The sequence below is a fragment of the Roseovarius sp. MBR-51 genome (assembly GCF_053628575.1).
This window is the reverse complement of record NZ_JBRJGQ010000014.1, coordinates 30,698-52,548: the sequence shown is the minus strand read 5'-3', so window position 1 is coordinate 52,548 and position 21,851 is coordinate 30,698. Positions and strand designations below refer to the sequence as shown.

Annotated in this window: 21 protein-coding genes; 10 read left to right on the top strand and 11 right to left on the bottom strand. The window is 60.8% G+C overall.

Annotated features, from left to right (window positions below):
- Positions 1-119: 119 nt before the first annotated feature.
- From ACSSVY_RS17860 to ACSSVY_RS17835, 6 genes are all read right to left on the bottom strand, one after another.
- On the bottom strand, positions 120-1,088 hold the full coding sequence (locus ACSSVY_RS17860) for an NAD(P)H-quinone oxidoreductase (RefSeq protein ID WP_454271006.1): 969 nt from the start codon (positions 1,086-1,088) through the stop codon (positions 120-122).
- 17 nt (positions 1,089-1,105) lie between these two features.
- On the bottom strand, positions 1,106-2,005 hold the full coding sequence (gene sucD / locus ACSSVY_RS17855) for a succinate--CoA ligase subunit alpha (RefSeq protein ID WP_454271004.1): 900 nt from the start codon (positions 2,003-2,005) through the stop codon (positions 1,106-1,108).
- A complete protein-coding gene (locus tag ACSSVY_RS17850) occupies positions 2,005-3,180 on the bottom strand; it encodes a succinate--CoA ligase subunit beta (protein ID WP_454271003.1) in 1,176 nt (391 codons plus the stop codon). The genes sucD (ACSSVY_RS17855) and ACSSVY_RS17850 overlap by 1 nt, the downstream gene beginning before the upstream one ends.
- A gap of 88 nt (positions 3,181-3,268) precedes the next feature.
- Entirely contained in the window at positions 3,269-4,153 is an 885-nt protein-coding gene (gene sucD / locus ACSSVY_RS17845) for a succinate--CoA ligase subunit alpha (protein WP_296664043.1), read from the bottom strand.
- 62 nt (positions 4,154-4,215) lie between these two features.
- Positions 4,216-5,409, bottom strand: a complete 1,194-nt coding sequence (gene sucC, locus ACSSVY_RS17840) for an ADP-forming succinate--CoA ligase subunit beta (protein ID WP_454271001.1) — start codon at positions 5,407-5,409, stop codon at positions 4,216-4,218.
- Between the two features lie 34 nt (positions 5,410-5,443).
- Complete coding sequence (locus ACSSVY_RS17835; RefSeq protein ID WP_454270999.1) at positions 5,444-5,983, bottom strand: hydrolase; 540 nt, start codon at positions 5,981-5,983, stop codon at positions 5,444-5,446.
- 474 nt (positions 5,984-6,457) lie between these two features.
- On the opposite strand from ACSSVY_RS17835, the gene ACSSVY_RS17830 reads away from it, so the two are divergent.
- The 8 genes from ACSSVY_RS17830 (at position 6,458) to ACSSVY_RS17795 (ending at position 15,621) form a co-directional block, all read left to right on the top strand.
- Positions 6,458-7,162 carry a GntR family transcriptional regulator gene (locus tag ACSSVY_RS17830; protein ID WP_009817980.1) on the top strand — a complete coding sequence of 235 codons (705 nt, stop codon included), beginning with the start codon at positions 6,458-6,460 and terminating at the stop codon, positions 7,160-7,162.
- A gap of 62 nt (positions 7,163-7,224) precedes the next feature.
- A complete protein-coding gene (oxc, locus tag ACSSVY_RS17825) occupies positions 7,225-8,997 on the top strand; it encodes an oxalyl-CoA decarboxylase (protein WP_454270997.1) in 1,773 nt (590 codons plus the stop codon).
- Between the two features lie 61 nt (positions 8,998-9,058).
- Entirely contained in the window at positions 9,059-10,330 is a 1,272-nt protein-coding gene (frc, locus tag ACSSVY_RS17820) for a formyl-CoA transferase (protein ID WP_454270996.1), read from the top strand.
- 57 nt (positions 10,331-10,387) lie between these two features.
- Positions 10,388-11,305, top strand: coding sequence for a methionyl-tRNA formyltransferase (locus ACSSVY_RS17815; protein WP_454270995.1), 918 nt, complete (start codon positions 10,388-10,390; stop codon positions 11,303-11,305).
- Between the two features lie 270 nt (positions 11,306-11,575).
- A complete protein-coding gene (locus ACSSVY_RS17810) occupies positions 11,576-12,412 on the top strand; it encodes a universal stress protein (RefSeq protein ID WP_454270994.1) in 837 nt (278 codons plus the stop codon).
- A 162-nt stretch (positions 12,413-12,574) separates the two neighbouring features.
- Positions 12,575-13,531, top strand: a complete 957-nt coding sequence (locus tag ACSSVY_RS17805) for a Bug family tripartite tricarboxylate transporter substrate binding protein (RefSeq protein WP_454270993.1) — start codon at positions 12,575-12,577, stop codon at positions 13,529-13,531.
- A 35-nt stretch (positions 13,532-13,566) separates the two neighbouring features.
- Positions 13,567-14,070, top strand: coding sequence for a tripartite tricarboxylate transporter TctB family protein (locus ACSSVY_RS17800; RefSeq protein WP_454270992.1), 504 nt, complete (start codon positions 13,567-13,569; stop codon positions 14,068-14,070).
- Positions 14,071-14,109: 39 nt separating this feature from the next.
- Positions 14,110-15,621: a tripartite tricarboxylate transporter permease gene (locus tag ACSSVY_RS17795; RefSeq protein WP_454270991.1), complete on the top strand. Its 1,512-nt coding sequence runs from the start codon at positions 14,110-14,112 to the stop codon at positions 15,619-15,621.
- 47 nt (positions 15,622-15,668) lie between these two features.
- Here ACSSVY_RS17795 and ACSSVY_RS17790 read toward each other — a convergent pair whose 3' ends face one another.
- Positions 15,669-17,075, bottom strand: a complete 1,407-nt coding sequence (locus ACSSVY_RS17790; RefSeq protein WP_297778092.1) for a helix-turn-helix domain-containing protein — start codon at positions 17,073-17,075, stop codon at positions 15,669-15,671.
- 141 nt (positions 17,076-17,216) lie between these two features.
- Here ACSSVY_RS17790 and ACSSVY_RS17785 point away from each other — a divergent pair, with 141 nt between their 5' ends.
- The gene (locus tag ACSSVY_RS17785) at positions 17,217-18,269 is read left to right on the top strand and encodes a ketopantoate reductase family protein (RefSeq protein WP_454270989.1); all 1,053 of its coding nucleotides are present in this window, start codon (positions 17,217-17,219) and stop codon (positions 18,267-18,269) included.
- Positions 18,270-18,292: 23 nt separating this feature from the next.
- On the opposite strand, the gene ACSSVY_RS17780 is transcribed toward ACSSVY_RS17785, so the two are convergent.
- From ACSSVY_RS17780 to ACSSVY_RS17770, 3 genes are read right to left on the bottom strand one after another with little or no spacing between them, the layout of a single operon-like run.
- Positions 18,293-19,255, bottom strand: a complete 963-nt coding sequence (locus ACSSVY_RS17780) for an acetyl-CoA carboxylase carboxyltransferase subunit alpha (protein WP_454271090.1) — start codon at positions 19,253-19,255, stop codon at positions 18,293-18,295.
- 60 nt (positions 19,256-19,315) lie between these two features.
- Positions 19,316-19,942: a hypothetical protein gene (locus tag ACSSVY_RS17775; protein WP_454270987.1), complete on the bottom strand. Its 627-nt coding sequence runs from the start codon at positions 19,940-19,942 to the stop codon at positions 19,316-19,318.
- Positions 19,930-20,526, bottom strand: a complete 597-nt coding sequence (locus tag ACSSVY_RS17770; RefSeq protein ID WP_454270985.1) for a LysE family translocator — start codon at positions 20,524-20,526, stop codon at positions 19,930-19,932. The genes ACSSVY_RS17775 and ACSSVY_RS17770 overlap by 13 nt, the downstream gene beginning before the upstream one ends.
- An 81-nt stretch (positions 20,527-20,607) precedes the next feature.
- Between ACSSVY_RS17770 and ACSSVY_RS17765 the strand changes: the two genes are divergently transcribed.
- Positions 20,608-21,051 (top strand): Lrp/AsnC family transcriptional regulator, encoded by a 444-nt coding sequence (locus tag ACSSVY_RS17765; RefSeq protein WP_454270983.1) that lies wholly within the window; start codon positions 20,608-20,610, stop codon positions 21,049-21,051.
- Between the two features lie 82 nt (positions 21,052-21,133).
- Here the strand turns inward: ACSSVY_RS17765 and ACSSVY_RS17760 are convergent, their stop codons facing one another.
- Complete coding sequence (locus ACSSVY_RS17760; RefSeq protein WP_454270982.1) at positions 21,134-21,742, bottom strand: LysM peptidoglycan-binding domain-containing protein; 609 nt, start codon at positions 21,740-21,742, stop codon at positions 21,134-21,136.
- Positions 21,743-21,851 lie beyond the last annotated feature (109 nt).

Below are 21,851 nucleotides of genomic sequence, written 5' to 3'. Positions count from 1 at the left end.
TACAGGCATAAAGTGCCAGCCGATAAGGTCCCAGCGCCCACCCGGCGGACGGGCCCCGCGCGGCTCACCACTAGAGGTCAATGTCAGCAACAGGCCCATTACCTCACAGCGATACCCCGTCAGGGGCGCAGCAGAATTTTGCCGTGATGTTCGCCCGCTTCCATCAGGCGATGCGCCTCTGCCGCTTTGGCCATGGGTAGAACCCGGTGCGTTACCGGGCGCAATTTGCCGCTGGCAAAGAAGGGCCAGACCGTTTCGCGCAGCGCCTCGGCCACCTGCGTCTTAAAGCTCTCGGGGCGTGAGCGCAGGGTGGAACCGGTATAGCTGAGGCGTTTGAGCATCACCGGCATGAGATCAATCTCGACCTTCGAGCCCATGTTGAAGGCCAGTTGGATGATCCGCGCATCATGGCGTGCGGCCTTGATGTTGCGCGCCACATAGTCGCCGCCAATGATGTCGAGAATTATGTCGGCCCCGCCCGCCTCTCGGGTGAGGGCCACGAAATCCTCGCTGCGGAAATTGATGGCGCGGTCGGCCCCCAGAGAGGTAACAAATTCGGCGGCGTTGGCATCGCCCACCGTGGTCAGCACGGTCAGTCCCATAACCTTGCCCAATTGGATCGCCGTTGATCCGATGCCGCCCGCGCCGCCATGCACGAGGAAGATGCCGTCCTTGGGCAAGGCGTGATCCAGGAACACGTTGCTCCAGACGGTAAAGAAGGTTTCGGGCAGGCCAGCCGCCTCGACCTCGTCCACACCATGCGGGATGGGCAGGCAGTGGCTGGCATCCACGGCCACGAATTCGGCATACCCGCCGCCATTGGTCAGCGCACAGATGCGGTCTCCGGGGGTCCATTGGGATACATTGTCGCCACAGGCCACCACCTCGCCCGAGACCTCGAGCCCGAGCAGGTCCGAGGCCCCCTTGGGTGGGGGATAATGCCCGCGCCGCTGCACCATGTCCGGGCCGTTCACGCCGGTGGCGGTGACGCGAATCAGCACCTCACCTGCGCCACAGGCGGGCAGGGGGCGGGTGCCGGGGATCAGCACCTCAGGGCCGCCGGGGGCGGTCATTTCGACGACAGACATTGTCTCAGGCAAACCGCTCATCGGGCGGCAGCCTTTTGCGGAGCTTTGGCGGTCGCGCGCGCCACGGCGGCAACAACGTCATCGGCATGGGCTGCAATCTCGACCCCGGCGGCGCGCAGGCGGGCGATCTTATCCGCTGCCGTGCCACCTCCCAGAACCGAGAGCGTGCCGGCATGGCCCATCCGGCGACCGCGCGGCGCGTGCCGTCCGACCACGAGGGCCACCACCGGCTTGCCATAATCGACCGATTCGAGATAGGCGGCGGCCTCTTCCTCGGCGCGTCCGCCGATCTCGCCGATCAGCACGACCGCCTCGGTCTCGGGATCGTCGCGGAATGCCTTGAGGCACTCGACGAAGCCCACGCCATGCAGCGTGTCGCCACCAATGCCGACGGTGGTCGATTGGCCTAGCCCCGCCTTGCTGCATTGCGCAAGGATTTCCGAGGTGAGTGAGGCCGAACGCGACGCGATGCCGATATGACCGGGTTTGGCGTTGCCGGTGGGCATGACGCCGATCTTGCATTGCTCGGGTGTCAGGATGCCTTGGGAATTGGGGCCGATGAGCACGGTGTCGGTGCCTGCAAGCGCCTGTTTGACCCGGCTCATGTCATGCTGTGGCACGCGCTCGGTCACGCAGACGACGGTGCCAATCCCGGCCTCGATCGCCTCGATCATCGCGGCCCCGGCCTGAGGGGCTGGCACGATCACGAGGCTGGCGTTGGCCTCGGTCGCGTCAACTGCCTCTCGCACGGTGTTGAAGAGAGGCAGGCCAAGATGCCGCGCACCGCCCTTGCCGGGACGGACGCCGCCGACACATGTCGTGCCATAGCGCATCGACTCATCGGTGTAGAAGGTGCCGGAGCGCCCGGTCATGCCCTGCACAATGAGCCGTGTTTCGGAATTGACAAAGATCGCCATCAGCGTGCCCTCCTCTGGCCTGCCAGCTCTACCACCCGCCCGACCGCCGCCGACAGTGTGTCGCAACTCTCGACCGGGACTTTGCGTTCGCGCAGGATGCGGTGGCCCCAATCGGCATGTTTGCCCGAGATATAGGCAATCACCGGCAGCTTGCGCGTGGCCTTAGCATAGGCGAAGTTGACACCTTCGGCCACCGTGTCGGCAGAGGTCATGCCGCCGCCGTGGATCGTGAGCAGGATCGCGGTCACGCGATCATCGGCGAGCAGTATCTCAACCCCGCGCGCCACATCCATGCTGCTGGCCGTTGTGCGGATGTCCATGAAATTCGCCGCCTTGCCGCCTGCGTCCATGATCAGGTCATTGGTGGCAAGGCCCAGCCCTGCGCCATTGGCCACAACGCCGATGTTGCCCTCGAGCCGAACGAGGTTGATGTTGTGTTTTTGCGCGGCAAGTTCATCGGCAGGGGCCGGGCGATCCGCCACCATCGATGCAAATTCTGGGCGGCGAAAGCCGGCGTTGGGATCAATCGCCACCTTGGCGTCAACCGCCATCCAGCGGCCATCGCCGGTGCGGGCAAAGGGGTTGATCTCGATCAGTGTCATGTCGTTTTCGGTAAAGGCGAGGCGCGCGGCAAAGATCGCGGTGATCGCGGCCTCTTGTGCCTCGGTGATGCCAACGCCGGACAGGAAGGTCGCAAGCGCCGTGCGGCTCTCGGGACTCTCCGGGGGAAGTGGACAGCTTTGGGCGGTATCCTCGTCCATGCGGGCGCGTTGCTCGAATTCCACGCCGCCTGCACCGGAGGCCAAGAGCATGGGTTGGCCCGTCTCGGGGTCAAGGGCGATGGCGACAAAGCAGCTTTGGGCGATGTCGATGGCGGCCTCGATCTGCACGAGGGTCACGGTCTCGCCCGCGGGTCCGGTCTGATCGGTCACGAGGGTGGCGCCAAGCAGGCGACGGGCCTCGTCGGCCACGGCAGAGGGGGTGGCCGCAAATCGGATGCCCCCGGCGAGACCACGCCCGCCCGCGCCGATCTGCGCCTTGACCACGTATTTGCGCGCGTCGATTTCCTTGCAGAGGCGTTGCGCCTCGTCCGGTGTGCGCGCTGGGCGTCCTTCGGGGACGTGGACCCCGTATTGCGCGAGCAATTCCTTGGACTGATATTCGGCGAGAAACATGGGAGGCGTCTCCTCTATGGCTATGGTTCTTGGTATACCACAGCCCAAATCGAGTCAACGCCTCCGCATGTCTTGGCAAAGGTCGGATTTACCGGCCAATCGCCTTGAGCACGGCCTCGCCCAAACCAGCGGGGCTTTCGGCGACGGTGATGCCGGCGGATTTCATGGCTTCGATCTTGCTCTCGGCGTCGCCTTTGCCGCCTGCGACGATGGCGCCGGCGTGGCCCATGCGGCGGCCCGGCGGGGCGGTGCGGCCGGCGATAAAGCCTGCGACGGGTTTCTTGCGCCCGCGTTTGGCCTCGTCTTTGAGGAACTGCGCCGCTTCTTCTTCCGCGCTTCCGCCGATCTCGCCGATCATGATGATCGACTGCGTCTCGTCATCGGCGAGGAACCATTCGAGCACGTCGATATGTTCGGTGCCCTTGATCGGGTCGCCGCCGATGCCGACGCAAGTCGATTGGCCAAGGCCCACGTCCGAGGTCTGCTTGACCGCCTCATAGGTGAGGGTCCCCGAGCGGCTGACCACGCCGACGCTGCCGCGCCGGTGGATATGGCCGGGCATGATGCCGATCTTGCAGGCGTCGGGCGTGATGATGCCGGGGCAGTTCGGACCGATGAGGCGCGATTTGCTGCCCTCCAGCGCCCGCTTGACGCGCATCATGTCGAGCACCGGGATGCCTTCGGTGATGCAGACAATGAGCTCCATCTCGGCATCAATCGCCTCAAGGATACTGTCGGCGGCGAAGGGCGGCGGCACGTAGATGACGGAGGCATTGGCCTCTGTCACATGCTTGGCCTCATGCACCGAGTTGAACACGGGCAGGTCGAGATGCGTCGTGCCGCCCTTGCCGGGGGTGACGCCGCCGACCATCTTGGTGCCGTAAGCGATGGCCTGTTCAGAGTGGAATGTGCCCTGCGAGCCGGTAAGGCCCTGACAGATCACGCGGGTATGTTTGTCGACGAGGACTGCCATTTTGGCGTTCTCCTGTAATGAAATCGCGGGGGAGGTGCGCACGAGCGGCGCACCCTACGGCATTAGCCCTTCACGGCCTTGACGATCTTTTGCGCGCCGTCCTTGAGGTCGTCGGCGGCGATGACGTCGAGGCCGGAGGTGTTGATGATCTCCTTGCCCTTTTCGACATTCGTGCCTTCGAGACGGACCACGAGCGGCACCTTGAGGCCGACCTCCTTGACCGCAGCCACCACGCCCTCGGCGATCACATCGCAGCGCATGATGCCGCCGAAGATGTTGACGAGGATGCCTTTGACTTGCGGATCAGAGGTGATGATCTTGAACGCCTCGGTGACCTTTTCCTTGGTCGCGCCGCCGCCCACGTCGAGGAAATTGGCAGGCTCGGCACCATAGAGCTTGATGATGTCCATCGTCGCCATCGCGAGGCCAGCGCCGTTGACCATACAGCCAATCTCGCCATCGAGCGCGATATAGTTGAGGTCGTATTTCGACGCTTCCAGTTCCTTGGGGTCTTCTTCCGAGGTGTCGCGCAGCTCTGCGATGTCAGGGTGGCGGTAGACGGCATTGCCGTCAAAGCCGAGCTTGGCATCGAGGACCATCAGGTCGCCGCTGGTGGTGACAATGAGCGGGTTGATTTCCAGCATCTCCATGTCCTTTTCGACAAAGGCGCGGTAGAGGATGCCCATCAGCGACACGCATTGTTTGATCTGACCGCCGGTCAATCCCAATGCAAAGGCGATGCGCCGACCGTGGAACGGCATGTAGCCGGTGGCGGGGTCAACGGCGAAACTGAGGATCTTCTCGGGCGTTTCGGCGGCCACCTCTTCGATATCCATGCCGCCTTCGGTCGAGCAGACAAAGCTGATGCGGCTGGTCTGGCGGTCGATCAGCAGGGCAAGGTAAAGCTCGCGCTCGATGCTGGAGCCGTCTTCGATATAGATACGGTTGACCTGCTTGCCCGCTGGGCCGGTTTGATGCGTGACCAGGGTGCGGCCGAGCATGCGCTTGGCCTCTTCGGCAGCTTCGTTGACCGATTTGGCGATGCGAACCCCGCCTTTTTCCCCGGCGCCCGCCTCCTTGAACTTGCCCTTGCCGCGACCACCGGCGTGGATCTGGGCCTTGACCACCCATACGGGGCCATCGAGCGCGCCTGCGGCGGTCTTGGCCTCTTCACCGCGCAAAACGACGCGGCCTTCGCTGACCGGTGCGCCGTAACTGCGCAACAGGGCCTTTGCCTGATATTCGTGGATGTTCACGCTCTTCCTCCCTTGGGTAAAACGACCGGGGCCGTCATTTGATCAGTGGCAACAGTTTCTTGAAAGCCGGGGTTCCGGCCCGGCCAAGCCATTCGAACACCACCATTTCCGTGGTGGCGATCCCTGCGCCCGCAGCGCTGAGCCGGGCGATGCAGGCCTTTTCGCTCTCGAGGGTGCGGGATGCGGTGGCGTCGGAGACGACAAAGACCTCATACCCCTCTTCGATCAGGCTGGCGGCGGTTTGCAGAACGCAGACATGTGCCTCCATCCCGGCGAGCACGGCCTGCTTGCGCCCCAAGCCCCGGAAATGCGCCGCGAAATCGGCGTCTTCCATGCAAGAGAAATGCATTTTGCTGAGCACGGTGGTGTCCGGTCCCGGTTTCAGGTCTGGCACGGTTTTGCCCAAGCCAGTGGGATACTGTTCTGTCATCATCACCGGCACACCCAATTCCTGAGCGCAGGCCATCAGGGTGCGGGCGTTGCGAATCGTACGGGCGGGGGCCTGCATCGCGGGGACGAGCCGCTCTTGCATGTCGATGATCACGAGCGCGCTGTCGGCGGCACGGATAAGCATGGTCGGCCCCTCTGTTTTGGTCCACTAAATGTGGTGTTCATTCTTGTGGTATTCCAAATACCACAGTTGATTTTACCCAGCAACCCGGCATTTTCGCGAGTAGAGTCAGGGTCGCGTATTAAGTGGCGCGACTCAGGTTCCGGAGGGGAATGAGAATGCTGCACCGCAACAAGCTGGATGTGATTCGCGGGAGATCATTTTCTCTGGCTGCTTGTAGATTTTTTGAATAAATTAAAATATAACAATGGTTTATGGTCACTCATGGTTCCATCCCTGCGATCTGCGCCTAACGCCCGCTGGCTGTGCGAATTGTGCTGGAGAAACAACGCTATCGGCAGGGGTTCGGCGCGCGTATGATGCACCTGCGGCGACGAATTTTCAAAAAACGATTTGCCCGACCTGATATGCTGGTCTATGGTATACCACAGAAGCGAGCATGGCCGCCGAAGGGCACGGGCGCATTGGAGGGATAACATGAAGCTACGCCCGATCGCGTCAAAATTCACGCTCAAGGACCATGTCTACGACCGTCTGCGAGAAGCGATCTTGGAAATGGACATCTATGATCAGAATGCCGATCTGCGGCTCGATGAGCGCTCGCTGGCCGAGCAGTTGAACATCTCGCGTACGCCGCTTCGCGATGCGATTGCCCGGCTCGAGGCGGATGGATTGGTGACGGTGGTTCCGCGCAAGGGGGTCTATGTCCAACGCAAGAGCCTAGAAGAGATCCTGGAGATGATCATCGCCTGGGCGGCTTTGGAGAGCATGGCGGCGCGTCTGGCGGCGACTGCGGCAACCGACATAGAGATCGCGATGCTGCGCAAGATCGCCTCGAAATACAATGATGAGCTGTCAGCGACGCGGATTGCGGAATATTCTGACGATAACCTGAAGTTCCACCTGCACATTCTGGAGATATCCCATTGTGCATTGCTCAAGAGCATGGCGGAGGGATTGTTTCTGCATATTCAGGCGGTGCGCCTGCGGTCGATGTGGGAGGGGGATCGCGTCAAGCGGTCGGTCGTCGATCATGCGGAAATTATCGAGGCGTTGGAGCGTCGCGATGCCGATGAGGCAGCCGAACGGGTGCGAGAGCACACGATGCAACTGCATCAGCACATTCGCAAAACATGGGGCAGGCTGGAACTGACCCGCAACGCAGCTTTGAACACGGCCTAGCTATCACGCCTGTAACCGCTGAGGATCGCGGGGCGAGGCAGAATTGAAACGGGAGGAACTACATGGCACTCGCCAGCGCACACGCATCGGCCAACACAGGGTCAGAGGTGGATATCAATAGCCTCACAGACGGTTTTCACCTTCTGATTGATGCGCTCAAACTCAACGGGATCGAGACGATTTACAACGTGCCCGGCATTCCGATTACCGATCTGGGGCGCTATGCGCAGGGTCAAGGCATGCGGGTGATTTCGTTCCGGCACGAGCAGCATGCGGGATATGCGGCCTCGGTTGCGGGATTTCTGACCAAGATGCCGGGTGTGTGCATGACCGTTTCGGCCCCCGGTTTCATGAATGGTCTCACGGCGCTTGCGAATGCGACCACGAACTGCTGGCCGATGATCCTGATTTCCGGCTCGTCCGAGCGGGAGATCGTGGATCTTGCCCAAGGCGATTACGAGGAAATGGACCAATTGGCTATGGCGCGGCCGTTTTGCAAGGCGTCCTACCGTCTGACCTATGCGCAGGATATCGGCATTGCGGTGGCGCGGGCCATCCGCTCGGCGATTTCGGGGCGGCCCGGTGGCGTCTATCTTGATATTCCCGGCGCGATGTTGGGGCAGGTGATGGATGCGGCCGAGGGCGCACGGTCGCTGGTCAAGGTGATCGAGCCGGCGCAGCGGCAGATCCCGGCGAAATCAGCGATTGATCGCGCCATCGAGGTCATGAAGACGGCGAAACGCCCGCTGATCGTGCTGGGCAAGGGTGCAGCCTATGACCAATGTGACGACCTGATCCGCGAATTGGTGGAAAAATCCGGCTATCCGTTCCTGCCGATGTCGATGGCCAAGGGTCTGTTGCCCGACACCCATCCGCAATGTGCCGCCGCCGCGCGGTCGATGGTGCTCAAGGATTCTGATGTGGTCATCATGATGGGCGCGCGGATCAACTGGTTGCTCAGCCACGGCAAGGGCAAGCAGTGGGGCGAGCCGGGGGCAAAACGCTTTGTCCAGATGGATATCGAGGCCGAGGAGATGGATTCCAACGTCGAGATCGCGGCCCCCATTGTGGGCGACGTCGGGTCTTGCTGTGAGGCGCTGCTCAAAGCCATGGACGGGGCCGGGATCGCCCCGCCGAAAGAGTGGCTGGATGCGGTGAATTCCAAGGCCACGGCCAATATGGAAAAGATGGATGCGCGGCTGCGCAACAACAACGATCCGATGGATTATCACGGCGCGCTCGGGGTGATCAAAGATGCGATCAACGACAATCCCGACACGATCCTCGTCAACGAGGGGGCCAACACGCTCGATATGTGCCGCTCGATCGTCAACATCCACAAGCCGCGTCACCGGATCGACGTGGGCACCTGGGGTGTTATGGGGATCGGCATGGGTTCGGCCATCGCAGCGGCCATCGAGACCGGCAAGCGTGTGCTGGCGGTCGAGGGCGACAGCGCCTTTGGCTTCTGCGGGATGGAGATCGAGACGGTCTGCCGCTACAACCTGCCGATTTGCACGGTCGTGTTCAACAATGACGGCATCTATCGCGGCGATGGTGAGAACTGGGGCGGCGGTGACGATCCCGCGACCACGGTTTTTGTCAAAGGGTCGCGCTATGACATGATGATCGAGGCCTTTGGTGGCGTGGGTGTCATCGCCCGCTCGCCGGATGAACTGCGCAAGGCGGTTTATGAGGCGCTCGAGAGCGGCAAACCGACGTTGATCAACGCGATCATTGACCCGGCAGCGGGCAAGGAAAGCGGCAACATCGGCAACCTCAACCCGCAATCGGTGGTGGCGCAACGCCTCTATCCGCAAGCGCGCAAAGACTGAACACAGAACGAAACTGGGGCGTGGGCAACCAGCCCACGCAGCTCAGAAGATGGAGAACCCTATGAAAGCTCTTGAAGGCGTCAAGATCCTCGACTTCACCCATGTGCAATCTGGCCCGACCTGCACGCAACTCTTGGCGTGGTTCGGTGCGGATGTGATCAAGGTGGAGCGTCCCGGTGTCGGTGATGCAACGCGCAAGCAACTGGTGGACGTGCCCGGCGCGGACAGCCTCTATTTCACCATGCTCAACCACAACAAGCGCTCGATTGAGCTCAACCCCAAGAACGAAGCGGGCAAGGAGGTGCTGACGCGCCTGATCGAGACCTGCGACGTGCTGGTCGAGAATTTCGCGCCCGGTGCTCTGGACCGGATGGGTTTTAGCTGGGAGCGGATTCAAGAGATCAATCCGCGCATCATCATGGCCTCGGTCAAGGGGTTTGGCCCCGGCAAATACGAGGATTGCAAGGTCTATGAGAACGTCGCGCAATGCGCGGGTGGCGCGGCCTCGACCACTGGCTTTCTTGACGGTCCGCCGCTCGTGACGGGCGCGCAGATTGGCGACAGCGGCACGGGTCTGCATCTGGCATTGGGCATCGTGACCGCGCTCTATCAGCGCGAGCGTTCGGGCCGGGGTCAAAAGGTTTTGGCACCGATGCAGGATGGGGTGATCAACCTCTGCCGCGTCAAGCTGCGCGATCAGCAGCGTTTGCAGGTCGGGCCGCTGACCGAATATTCACAGTATGGCGCAGGCATTCCGTTTGGCGATGCCACGCCGCGCGCGGGCAACGATTCCGGTGGCGGTCAGCCCGGCCGCATCCTGAAATGCAAGGGCTGGGAGACCGATCCCAACGCCTACACGTATTTCATCACGCAGGCGGCTGTCTGGGAGAAGGTTTGCGACGTCATTGGCGAGCCGGATTGGAAGACTGCGCCCGGCTATGGCACCCCGGCCGACCGGTTGGACAAGCTCGACGCGATTTTTGCGCGGATCGAAGAATGGACCATGACCAAGACCAAGTTCGAGGTGATGGACATCTGCAACCCGCATGACATTCCCGTAGGTCCGATCCTGTCGACCAAGGAGATCATGGAAGACGAAGGCCTGCGCAAGACCGGGACGATCGTCGACGTCGATCACCCAACGCGGGGTCGCTACACGACAGTTGGTTGTCCGATCAAGCTATCGGACAGTTCGGTTGAGGTGACGCGCTCGCCGCTGTTGGGGGAACACACCCAAGAGATCCTGCGCGAAGTGCTGGGATATGATGGCGAAGACTTGGCCCGGATCATGGACTCTGGGGCCGTCGGGAGTGCGAAACAAGCTGCCGAATAATGAATGGGTGACGGCAAGGCCGGCGCAGACCGGCCACCCGCACAACGGGAGGATCGAATGCGACTTATAGTAATGGGGCAACAGGCCTTTGGCAAAGATGTGCTGGCCAACCTGCTCGACACCGGGACAGACGAAGTTGTTGCGGTTTATTGCGAACCTGATCGTGACGGAAAACCCGTCGACCCGGTCAAGGAACTTGCGCTGGAAAAGGGCCTGCCGGTCCACCAGCCTGCCAATTTCGATGATCCCGCCTCGCTCGAGGTTCTGGCGGGGCATAAAGCCGACCTGATGGTCATGGCCTTTGTCAATGTGTTCGTGCCCGAGGCCGCGCGCGATACGCCGACCCATGGCTCCATCTGCTTTCACCCGTCCTTGCTGCCGCTGCATCGCGGACCCTCGGCGGTCAACTGGCCGATCATCATGGGGTCCACCAAGTCTGGCTATTCGTGGTTCTACCCGTCGGATGGCTTGGACGAGGGCGACAGCCTGTTGCAGTGGGAATGTGAGATCGGCCCGGATGACACGGTGATCGACCTCTATTTCAAGAAGATCTATCCGAGCGCCGTGGAGAGCGTGCTGACGGTCTGTGATCTCTATCGCAAGGGCAATCCGCCGCGCATCGTTCCGGACGAGGACGAGGCCACCTATGAGCGGCGCTGCACGCGCACCCATTCGCGCATCGAATGGCATCGCCCGGTGAAGCAGGTCTATGACCTCATCCGTGGCACCAATCCGGCGCCGGGGGCCTGGACCACGCTGAACGGGGACGAGGTCGATGTCTATGACTGTGCGCTTGTGCCGGGGGATGGTATTTCGGGCCGCGTGCGCGAGGTATCCGATGCCGGCGTTGCGGTGCAATGTGTGGGCGGACGTATCCTGATCAAGCGGGTGCGTCCCAAGGGGGGGGCAAAAGTGCCCGCGAGCGAATGGGCCGCCTCTGTTGATCTTGCGCCGGGGGCGACACTGGGAAGCTGATCGCCGGGGGCGACACTGGGAAGCTGATCTCGAAACCATAGCAAAGGGAGCGCAACATGACAGGCTTGGAGAACGACCACGCCAATACAGCAGGGCAGAGCCAGAATGCGGGCGGCCCATCGGGCGCAGGTCCGGCATGCTGATCCGCTGCGCCCTCGTGACCGCGCCGCTTTTGGGCGACGGGCCTCAGGAGCGGTTCCTTTCCATCAACGCCGCAGGCGTTCACAACGAGTTCAATTGATCATGCGCCAGAGCACACTTCACACCATCATGATGCCGGTTCGCGGAGACGGTCGGGGACCGGTCCTGTTTGCGCATGCTGCAGCCCTCGCAAAACGCTTCAATGCGCATGTGCGGGTGGTGCATTGCCACCCCAAGGCCGAGGATATGATGCCTTATGGCGTGGTGATCCCGTCGTTCTTGCGCAAGCAGCTGGAAGAGGCAAGTCTCAAGCGCGCCGATTACGAACAGAACTATCTGCGCGACAAGTTTGTTGCCGATGCCGCGCGTCACGGGATCAGTGTTGAACCGCGTGCGGTTGGCAAACCTACGGCGGCATTCCGGGAATATGAGGGCAAGCAGGTGGAGGTGGTGCGTCACTATGGGCGCCTTGCCGATCTGATCTGCGTGGCCAAGCCCAATAAAGATGAAAACCTAGGATACAACACGTTGAAATCGGCGCTGTTTTCCTCGGGACGTCCGGTTCTGGTCTGTCCGGACACCGATCAGGTTGCGGCCGATATCGGCAGCCATGTGGCGATCGGCTGGAATGGCTCGCTCGAGGCATCGCGTGCGGTGGCCCTGGCGATGCCGCTGATCGAGGGTGCGGATCAGGTGACGATCTTGACGGCGGGGCGAATCGAACACACCGCGACACCTGAGGAATTTCGGCATTATCTGGCGCAGCGGGGCATCACGTCGCAAATTCATGCGTTCGAGCGGAGCGGCAATGTAGGGCGCACGCTCTTGGAAAAATGTGCCGAAGTGGGGGCAAACATGCTGATCATGGGGGCTTATCACGAAAGTTACGAGCGGGAGTCGCTGCTTGGCGGCAATTCCGCGACCATTGTGGCCGAAGCCAAGATTCCGGTGGTCATGGTGCATTGAGGCGTTGAGCAAAAGTATCGGAAATTTGTGGACAGGGACGGGAGGACGACAGCAAACTCGAGACTGGTTTGGGTGAGCACCGAGAAAAGGCCGAGGAGGGCCGAGGGCGCATCAGAACCGTACTGCATCGGGCCGGATAGCGGCCATTAATGGGAGGAAGACATGAATATTCTGAAAACTTTAGCATTTGGCATCGCCGCGCTGGGGCTTACTGCTCCGGCGGCAATGGCAGAGTGGCAGCCGCGCAAGCCGATCGACTTTGTCATCATGGCGGGTCCGGGTGGCGGCGCAGACCAGATCGCACGCTTCATTCAGTCGGTGGCTGAGAAAAAAGACATGACCAGCCGTCCGCTCATCCCCAACAACAAGGGTGGTGGCTCTGGTGCAGAAGCGCTGATCTGGCTGAATACGGCAAGCGATCCGGATCACACCATTCTGGTGACGCTCAACTCGTTCTTCTCGACACCGATCCGTCAGCCCGATCTGGGCATCGACATCCAGAACTTTACCCCGATTGCGATGATGGGTGTCGACCCCTTCGCGCTCTGGGTTCAGAAAGACAGCGGAATCGAGACTTTTGAGCAGTGGGTCGAGACGGTCAAAGCGGCGGATGGTGAGTATACCACCGGCGGCACCGGCACCGGTCAGGAAGACAGCATCGTTTTTGCCTATCTGAACAACGCCTTCGACCTGAAGTCGAAATACATCCCATTTGACGGCGGCGGCGCGGTTGCAGCGGCTCTGGCCGGCAAGCAGATCATGGCGACAGTGAACAACCCGGCAGAAGCACGTGGCTTCTTCCAGTCGGGCGACGTGCGGCCGCTTCTGGTCTTCTCTGACGAGCAGATGAGTGCCTATCCGGACATTCCGACGCTCAAGGAAAAGGGCCACGATTTCAGCTATTACAACCAGCGGGCCGTTGTTGGCGCGCCGGGCATGTCGGATGAGGCAGCAGCCTATTACCAGAAGCTCTTTGAGGACATCTTCAACTCTGAAGAATGGCAGGGCTATCTGGAGGCAGAGTCGCTTTCTCCGCTGTGGATGAACCCGGAAGAGCAGCGTGCCTACTGGGAGTTGCAGGTGGAGAACCACACCAAGCTTCTTGCTGGCATGAACTGATCTGAAAACTTAACTCACAACAAGGAGGGCTAGCCATGCGGGTTGGCGAAATAGTGACGGCGGGCGTGCTGGCCCTCCTATCCATCTACCTGATGTACAAGGCATCGGCGAACGGGATTGGCTTTGTTGCCAGGACCGGACCACAGGGCGGCTTCTGGCCATTCTGGCTATCGCTGGGCATGCTGATTTCAACCGGCTTTATCGCCCTGAACTGGGTGCGGGGCACGTCTCCGCAGTCCCAGTCGGATGAACCGGTGCTCGACTCTTATGGGCTCAAGACGCTGTTGCTCGTAGGGGGTGGTATCATTGGCTTTGTGGCGCTGATCGACATCGTGTCGATGTATGGCGCGGTGGCCATCTTCATGCTGTACTATCTCAAAGTTCTCGGACGCCACGGCTGGTTCCTGACCAGTATGATGGTGCTGCTGTTCCCGCTTGGGCTGTTCTTCTTCTTTGAGGGGCTGATGCAAATCTCGATGCCGACCGGCATGGGATTCACCGAGCCGGTCTTCAATGTCCTCTACGAAATCATCTACTGAGCCGGTCACGGCCTAGCTGACAAAAGGGCGACCCAATCCATGGAAATTCTATCTCTACTTGGCGACGGCATACTTGTCGCAGTGCAACCTCTTAACCTATTGCTCATCTTTGTCGGCGTGACTCTCGGGCTCTTTATTGGCGCAATGCCGGGTCTGGGATCGGTGAACGGTGTGGCAATCCTCTTGCCAATCACCTTCCTTGTCCCGCCGGGATCAGCGATCATCTTTTTGGCCGCGATCTACTATGGTGCAATGTATGGGGGCGCTATTTCGTCGATTACCTTGGGTATTCCCGGGGCGTCGACGGCGGTCGCCACCACCTTTGACGGGCGACCACTGGCGCTGCAGGGCAAAGCGCGGCTTGCCCTTGTGGCGGCAGCGATTGCCTCGTTCGTCGGGGGAACGGTGTCGGTCGTTCTCTTTACCGGCTTTGCTCCGCTTTTGGCGACGGTGGCCCTCAGCTTTGGTCCGCCTGAGATCTTTGCTCTGATGCTTCTGGCCTTTGCAACCTTTGTGGGCCTTGGCGGTGACGATATAGCCAAGACGGTGTTTTCCATCTGTTTTGGTCTCGTTTTGGCCACGGTCGGGTTTGACCAGATTTCCGGTGCACCGCGACTGGTTCTGTTCGAGATGAACGGATTTCTTGGGGGCATCAGCTTTCTTGTTCTCGCCATCGGTGTCTATGGCATCGGCGAGATGATCTGGACGATTGAATCGACACGGGGCGAAGTGACCAATACCGAGGCAAAGATTTCGGTAAGGGGCATCATCGAAGACACTGGCACGTCCTTCAAAAAGGGTTGGAAAGGCATGTCCATCGGCTCTTTCCTCGGCTTCTTCGTTGGCGTGCTTCCGGCTGCGGGGGCGACACCGGCCTCGCTCATGTCCTATGGCGTGACCAAGATGGTCTCGAAGCGTCCCGATGATTTCGGCAAGGGACATGTCGGCGGTGTGGCCGCCCCGGAAGCGGCGAACAACTCTGCCTCCACCGGATCCATGCTGCCGATGCTAACCTTGGGCATCCCCGGCTCTCCCACAACTGCCATTCTGTTGGGTGGTATGGTGATCTGGGGTCTGACGCCCGGTCCGCGCCTCTTTGTGGAACAGTCGGATTTCGTCTGGGGTCTGATTGGATCGTTCTATGTCTCCAACTTCTTTGCCGTGATCGTGAACCTTGCCTTCATCCCGCTCTTTATCTGGATGCTGCGTATGCCCTTCACGGTTCTGGCACCGCTGATCTTTGTGCTCTCGGTTGTCGGTGGCTATGCGGCGATGCAGGATATGTTCGACATCTGGCTGCTGCTGATCTTTGGCTTTGGCGCGTTCTTCCTGCGCAAGTTCGACTATCCGGTGGCACCTGCGGTTCTGGCCATCGTGCTGGGTCCGATTGCCGAACCGACGCTGCGCCAATCGTTGCTTCTGTCCTCGGGCGATCCGTCGATCTTTTTCAACCGGCCGATCTCGGCGCCGATCATGATCGTGGCGATCATCCTGATCCTGATGCCCGCGTTCAAGTATCTGCGTCCGCGGCGGTCCAAACCGGCGGAATAAGAACTTCGCGAGAGAAAATCGGGAAGGGGGGCCAATCGGCCCCCCTTTCAGCTTTCATAGCGGGTGCTGCCGCGCCGGTTCTCGTCAATCGGCAGTTCCATCAACAATGGCTGATGCGCGCGCTGCGAACAGGCCTGGCGCGGGCAGAGGTTGCAGTTGAGGCCGATGGGCGCATAAAGTTTGGGGTCGTCGAAATTGTAGCTCGACGCATAGCGCAAGCGGTGTGCGTATTTCGCCTCGCAACCCAACGCAAGAGTCAGGCGGCGGTCCTGCGTTTCCTCACTGAACACCGGGCGATGCACCGTGCGGCTGACCGTGAAATAGCGCGCGCCATCGGGCATTTCGACGAATTGCGGCATCATCACGCCGGGTTGGTAAAACGCCGTGTGAATGTTCCAGACCGGGCAGGAGCCGCCATATTCCGCAAGGTGAAACGAGGTGGAATTGAAGCGTTTGGTGACATTCCCCGCCTTGTCGATGCGCAGGAAGAAGAACGGCACGCCGCGCGCCCCCTCGCGTTGCAGGGTGGTCAGGCGCTGGCAGACCTGTTCGAACGAGGTGCTGAACACGGCGGCGATGCGGTCGATGTCATAGGCGGCCGCCTCTGCTTCGCGCAGGAAGGCGTCATAGGGCATGAGAAAGGCCGCGGCAAAGTAATTGGCAAGTTCCACTCGCAGCCGGGCCAGAGCGTGCTGTGAATCGAGCCCGCTGCGGTTGACGATCCCCGACAGCACGTCAGGATAGGCAACGAGGCAGAGAACATGGGCGAGTTGAAAGGCGCGGTTGGAGGTGTCGAGCGCCTGAGACAGATGCACCACGCCTGTTGCCTCGTCATAATACCGCAGCGCGTCGCCCAGATCCCCGATCCGCCGGACACGCACGGTGATGCCATGCCGCGTTCGAAGCCGCTCGCGCAGATCGAAATAGCGGTCTTCGGGCGAGGTGAACTCTCCCTCGCGCGCGCTTTCTGAGGCGTGCTCAAGCTCCGGGAAATGGTTGCCGTGGTCGCGAAAGAAATTGTGGATGACGGTCTCGGGCGAGCTGCGCAGCAATTCATCGGCGGCGTTATCGCCGGCAAGGCTCAGGATCTTTTCCAGTGCCGTGCGGTATGCGCCGTGCAATTCGAGGAAGAGATCGACGACACGCGGCGCGTGATCCACAGCGCCGCGCAATTCCTGAAGATCGGGGCGGTCTGAGGCAAAGACCGGGTCGCGCACCGCAAGGCGCAGATCCGCCACCCGGCGCGCGGTTTCGTCGCGGGTCAGGTCGCGCCAATCGACGGCATAGGCATCAGCCAGTGACATCAGCATCTGCACCGACAAGCTGCGCTGATTGTTTTCGAGCAGGTTGATGTAGGAGGGGCTGACATTCAGCATCCGGGCCATATCGGCCTGAGTCTGGCCCCGGTCGCGTCTCAACTGACGGAGCCGGGGGCCAATGAGCGTCTTTGCCATGGATATCCTTACAACATTACAGAAATTGGATTTGTAATATTTACCATACACACATTGACATTAATTTCGTAGTGAAATCGGCGGGGTTCTATATAGTCGAAGGATCAATCGAAGTAGCAAGATTCTATCGAAAGGACGGACATGGCTTATCGTATCGTAATCCTCGGGGCCTCTTATGGCTCTCTCCTTGGCACCAAGTTGCTGATGGCCGGGCAGGATGTGACATTGGTCTGCCGTCAGTCCACCGCCGATCTGATCAATGCCGAGGGAACCGACGTGCGCATCAAGCTGCGTGACGAGGCAGAGCATCGCTCGTTCCGGTCGCATGACCTGCCCGGCACGCTCAACGCGTTGACGCCCGAGGATGTGAACCCTGCCGAATATGACATGGTGGCGCTTGCCATGTCAGAGCCGCAATACTGCGCCGACAATATCGTGGACCTGTTGGGCCGTATCGCGGCGGCGGGCACGCCGTGCCTGTCGATCATGAACATGCCGCCGCTGCCCTATCTGCGCCGGGTGCCGGGGCTGGATACCTCGAAGCTAGAGGCGGCCTATACCTGTCCGCGAGCCTGGGCGGCGTTCAAGCCCGGCACCGTGACCCTGTGCAGCCCCGACCCGCAGGCCTACCGCGTGGCCGAGGATGGCGCGAATACGCTGCATGTCGGGCTGCCAACCAATTTCAAGGCCGCGATTTTCGAGGATGAGGCGCACAACCGCATTCTGCGTGACCTTGAGGCCGCCATTGACGCGGTGACGGTCGAGGGCAAGGACGTGCCGGTCAAACTGCGTGTCTTTGACTCGATCTATGTGCCCTTTGCCAAGTGGAGCATGCTGCTCACGGGCAATTACCGCTGTGTCCTGCCGGAAGGTGCGCGCCCGATCAAAGAGGCGGTGCATGGCGATGTGGCGTTGTCCGAGAAGATCTATAGCACCGTCGATGATGTGGTGCGCCGTCTTGGGGCGGACTCTGACGACGCCGTGCCTTTTGCCAAATACGCAAACGCGGCCAATGGCTTGCTCAAACCGTCCTCGGCTGCACGCGCGATTGAAGGCGGAGCGGACCGGATCGAGCGGGTCGATATGCTGGTGAAGCTCATCGCCGAGCAGCAAGGCATCGAGTCGGCAGAGTTCTCGGGAATCGTCGAGACTGTCAACGCGCGGCTCAAGGCCAATCGGCGCGACGCGGCCTGAGGCGAAATATCAGCGCTCGCGGCTCAGGCCGCGAGCCCCTTGGTTCCCATCCGCAGGAATTTCTCGCGCCGATCCTTGATAAGGGCGGCGCGATCTTTTTTGGCAAGTTCTGACAGCATTGCCTCAATCGTCTTGCCCACGGCAGCGATGGTGCGGGCGGAATCGCGGTGCGCCCCACCCAAAGGTTCGTCAATAACGCGGTCCGCGACGCCAAGCCGGGTCAGATCCTGTGCCGTGAGGCGCAGCGCTTCGGCGGCTTCGCGCATCTTTTCGGCATCCTTCCACAGGATCGAGGCGCAGCCTTCGGGTGAGATCACGGAATATACCGAATGCTCCAGCATGGCCACGCGGTTGGCCGAGGCAAAGGCCACAGCCCCGCCTGATCCGCCTTCGCCGATGATGACTGATACCAGCGGCACGCCGATCGCAAGACAGGTCTCGGTGGAGCGGGCAATCGCCTCGCTTTGCCCCCGCTCTTCGGCGCCTTTGCCGGGATAGGCACCGGGCGTGTCCACCAGCGTGATCACCGGCAGGCCAAAACGGTCGGCCATCTGCATCAGGCGCACGGCCTTGCGATACCCCTCGGGGCGGGCCATGCCAAAGTTTCGGGCGATCCGGCTCTTGGTATCGTTGCCTTTTTCATGGCCGATAACCATCACGGGGCGGTCCTTTAGTCGCGCTAGCCCGCCCATGACGGCATGATCTTCGCCAAAGACGCGGTCCCCGGCGAGCGGGGTATAATCGGAAAACAACGCGTCGATATAGTCGCGGCAATGCGGGCGGTCGGGGTGACGCGCCACCTGACATTTCCGCCACGGGGTCAGCGTTCTATAGAGGTCATGCAGCATCTCGGCGGCTTTGGCATCAAGGGCTGCGGCCTCGGCATCGACGTTCATTTCGGCATTGCCGCGGGCAAGCGCGCGCAGTTCCTCGGCCTTGCCTTCAATCTCGGCCAGCGGCTTTTCAAAGTCGAGGTAGTTGGTCATTGCTGTCATGTCTCCACGGTTGCCGTGGGGTTATATGGCTGGAAGAGGGGCGATTTGCAATCACAACCGGGCGAGGGCGGCGCGTAGGGCCGGCTCTGGTGAGGTCAGCACTGGCTGTGCGAGGTCGGTCAGGTACCGGGCCGCCCCAGCCATCGAAACCTGAGCCAGAACGATTGCCGTGATATCAGGATGTTGCGCGAGATAGTTCCGGGTTTCTCTGGCGATGGCGCGGGCGAAATCATCGTGGTTGCCTGCGGCGAAAAGCGGCCAGAGAGACAAGAGAGGGAGGGCGTGTATGGGGTGCGGATTGGCGGTGCATTGCAGGGCGCGGGTGAGGAGGGCAAGGCTGGGCGCTCGGGTGCTGTCGAGGCAATAGACCATGAGCACAGGGCCACCGGAGTCTGCCGCCGCCTGCATCATTGGTGAGTCAATCCGCAGCGCGCCTGCGGACTCGGCTATGGGACCGATCGTGGTGCAGGTGCAAAGAACAGGGGCGGGGCATTTATGAATTTCTTGTTTGATTTCAGCGATCAAATCCTCTGTCATGGCCTCTTGGGCACGGCTCAGGAAATCCGGGCGCAGGATATGATGAAGTGTCACATCCGGTGCGATGCGATCGCGCAGCGCGTCAAAAGTGGTGCGGTGGACCTCTGCGGTGTGCAGAAAGGTGAGCGTCAAGCGGGCCATAGAACGGGGATCAATGTGGCGACGAGCAGGGCGGCCATGAGCCAGTTGAACACCCGCAGGCGGGTCTGGTTCTTGAGCAGACGGCGGAGTTGTTGCCCAAGCAGGGTCCAACTTGTGGTGCTGATTGATGAGACCACAACATATACGCCCGAGACCCAGAGGACCGAGGCGAGATCGCGGCCGGTAGCATAGAGGGTGATGGCTGAGAGCGCCATGCTCCATGCCTTTGGATTGACCCATTGGAATGCCGCAGACTGTAGGAAAGTCAATGGCTTACCGGAGGTTTCGGCGTCGCGGGGTGGGGCGGCGTGGGCGATTTTCCACGCAAGATAGAGGAGATAGGCGACGGAGCCGATCTTGAGCAGGGTGTAGCTGAGCGGCCATAGGTCGAAGACCTGCATCACGCCGAGGCCCACACAGGCTACCATTAGGGGGAACCCAAGGCCGATCCCCAACATATGGGGGATCGAGCGGGCAAAACCGAAGTTCGTCCCCGAGGCCATGAGCATGAGGTTGTTCGGTCCCGGAGTCATGACCGTGACAAAGCAGAAGGTGGCGAGGGCGGTGAGCAATTCGAGTGTCATGGCACAATGCTATGCGATTTTTCGCGGTGTGGAATTGTGTTTTATTGTGATTATTCACATTATCTGCAATATAATTCGTTCATGGACAAGATAAGTGAACGTATATTGCAAGAGTTAAGCCGCGATGGGCGGATCAGCAATCTGGAGCTGGCCGAACGGGTGGGACTGTCACCGTCCGCCTGCCTGCGACGGGTCCAGGATCTGGAGCGACGGGGCGTGATTGCGGGCTATCGCGCGGTGCTGAATCGTGGCGCGCTCGGCATTGGGTTTCTGGCCTATATCACGGTCGGGCTGAGCAGCCACACCAAGGCCAGTCAGGTGGCCTTTGAGCAGGCGATGAGCCGCGCGCCGGAGGTGGTGGAATGCCACAATATCACCGGCGCGGTGGAGTATCTCTTGCGGGTCGAAGTGCCTGATCTGGTGGCCTACAAGCGGTTTCACACTGATGTTCTCGGCACGCTGCCGCAGGTCAATGCGATCACATCCTATGTGGTGATGGGCTCACCCAAGGATGGGCGCGGATAATCTGTGCCGTTGAAAATGAAAGGGGGCCGTTGGTTCGGCCCCTCAATCACCCCTGCCATCGTAACGGGTTTGCCCTGAAAAATCAGGGTGTTGGAAGGTTAAGCACCTGACCGACGCGCAACCGTTCGGAGGGCTGCATGCTGTCGCTATTGGCGGCAAAAATATCGGATTGTTTCGCGAGGTCGCCGTAAAAGCGATAGGCGATCGAGGCAAGGCTGTCGCCGGTGGCGACGGTATAGGTGCTGGGCACGCGGGGGCGGGCCGGTTGGGACAGGGCGCTGAGAAGAAGCGCTGTATCGACGCGCCCTTCGGCTGTGACAAGCCCTTGTGGCACCTCGATCCGGCCCTTTTGGGCGGCGTCATTCACGAGGGCGTCGATATAGGTCTCGGATTGGCCCTGTTGCAGCGCGCCAAGCACCATCGAGTCAAGCGTTGCCACGGCCGGTGCGGAGGCGATGGCAGTCGGTGTTTCTTTGGTGGGTTGGACTTGCTGCTCGGCAAGGGGTGCGCTGGTAACCTCTGGCTGACGGGCCGGGGCGTTTACTGTTGAGAGGTCCGTTGCGGCGCGGGTGACATAGGTATCGGTCAGGGGAAGGGCATCCGCCGATGGGCGTGGTCTGCCGGGTTGAACAAGGATCAGTGCAAGGGTGATGGCGAAAAATCCTGCCGCGATCAGGGTGGCACGCAACATTCTAATACCCCAAATAAATCAATGACATGGTCGTGGAGTTTGAAAGGGCGATCGGGGCAAATTCGGCCGATTGATGGCCTGTGACGTGGTTGAACACGGCGCTTCCCCC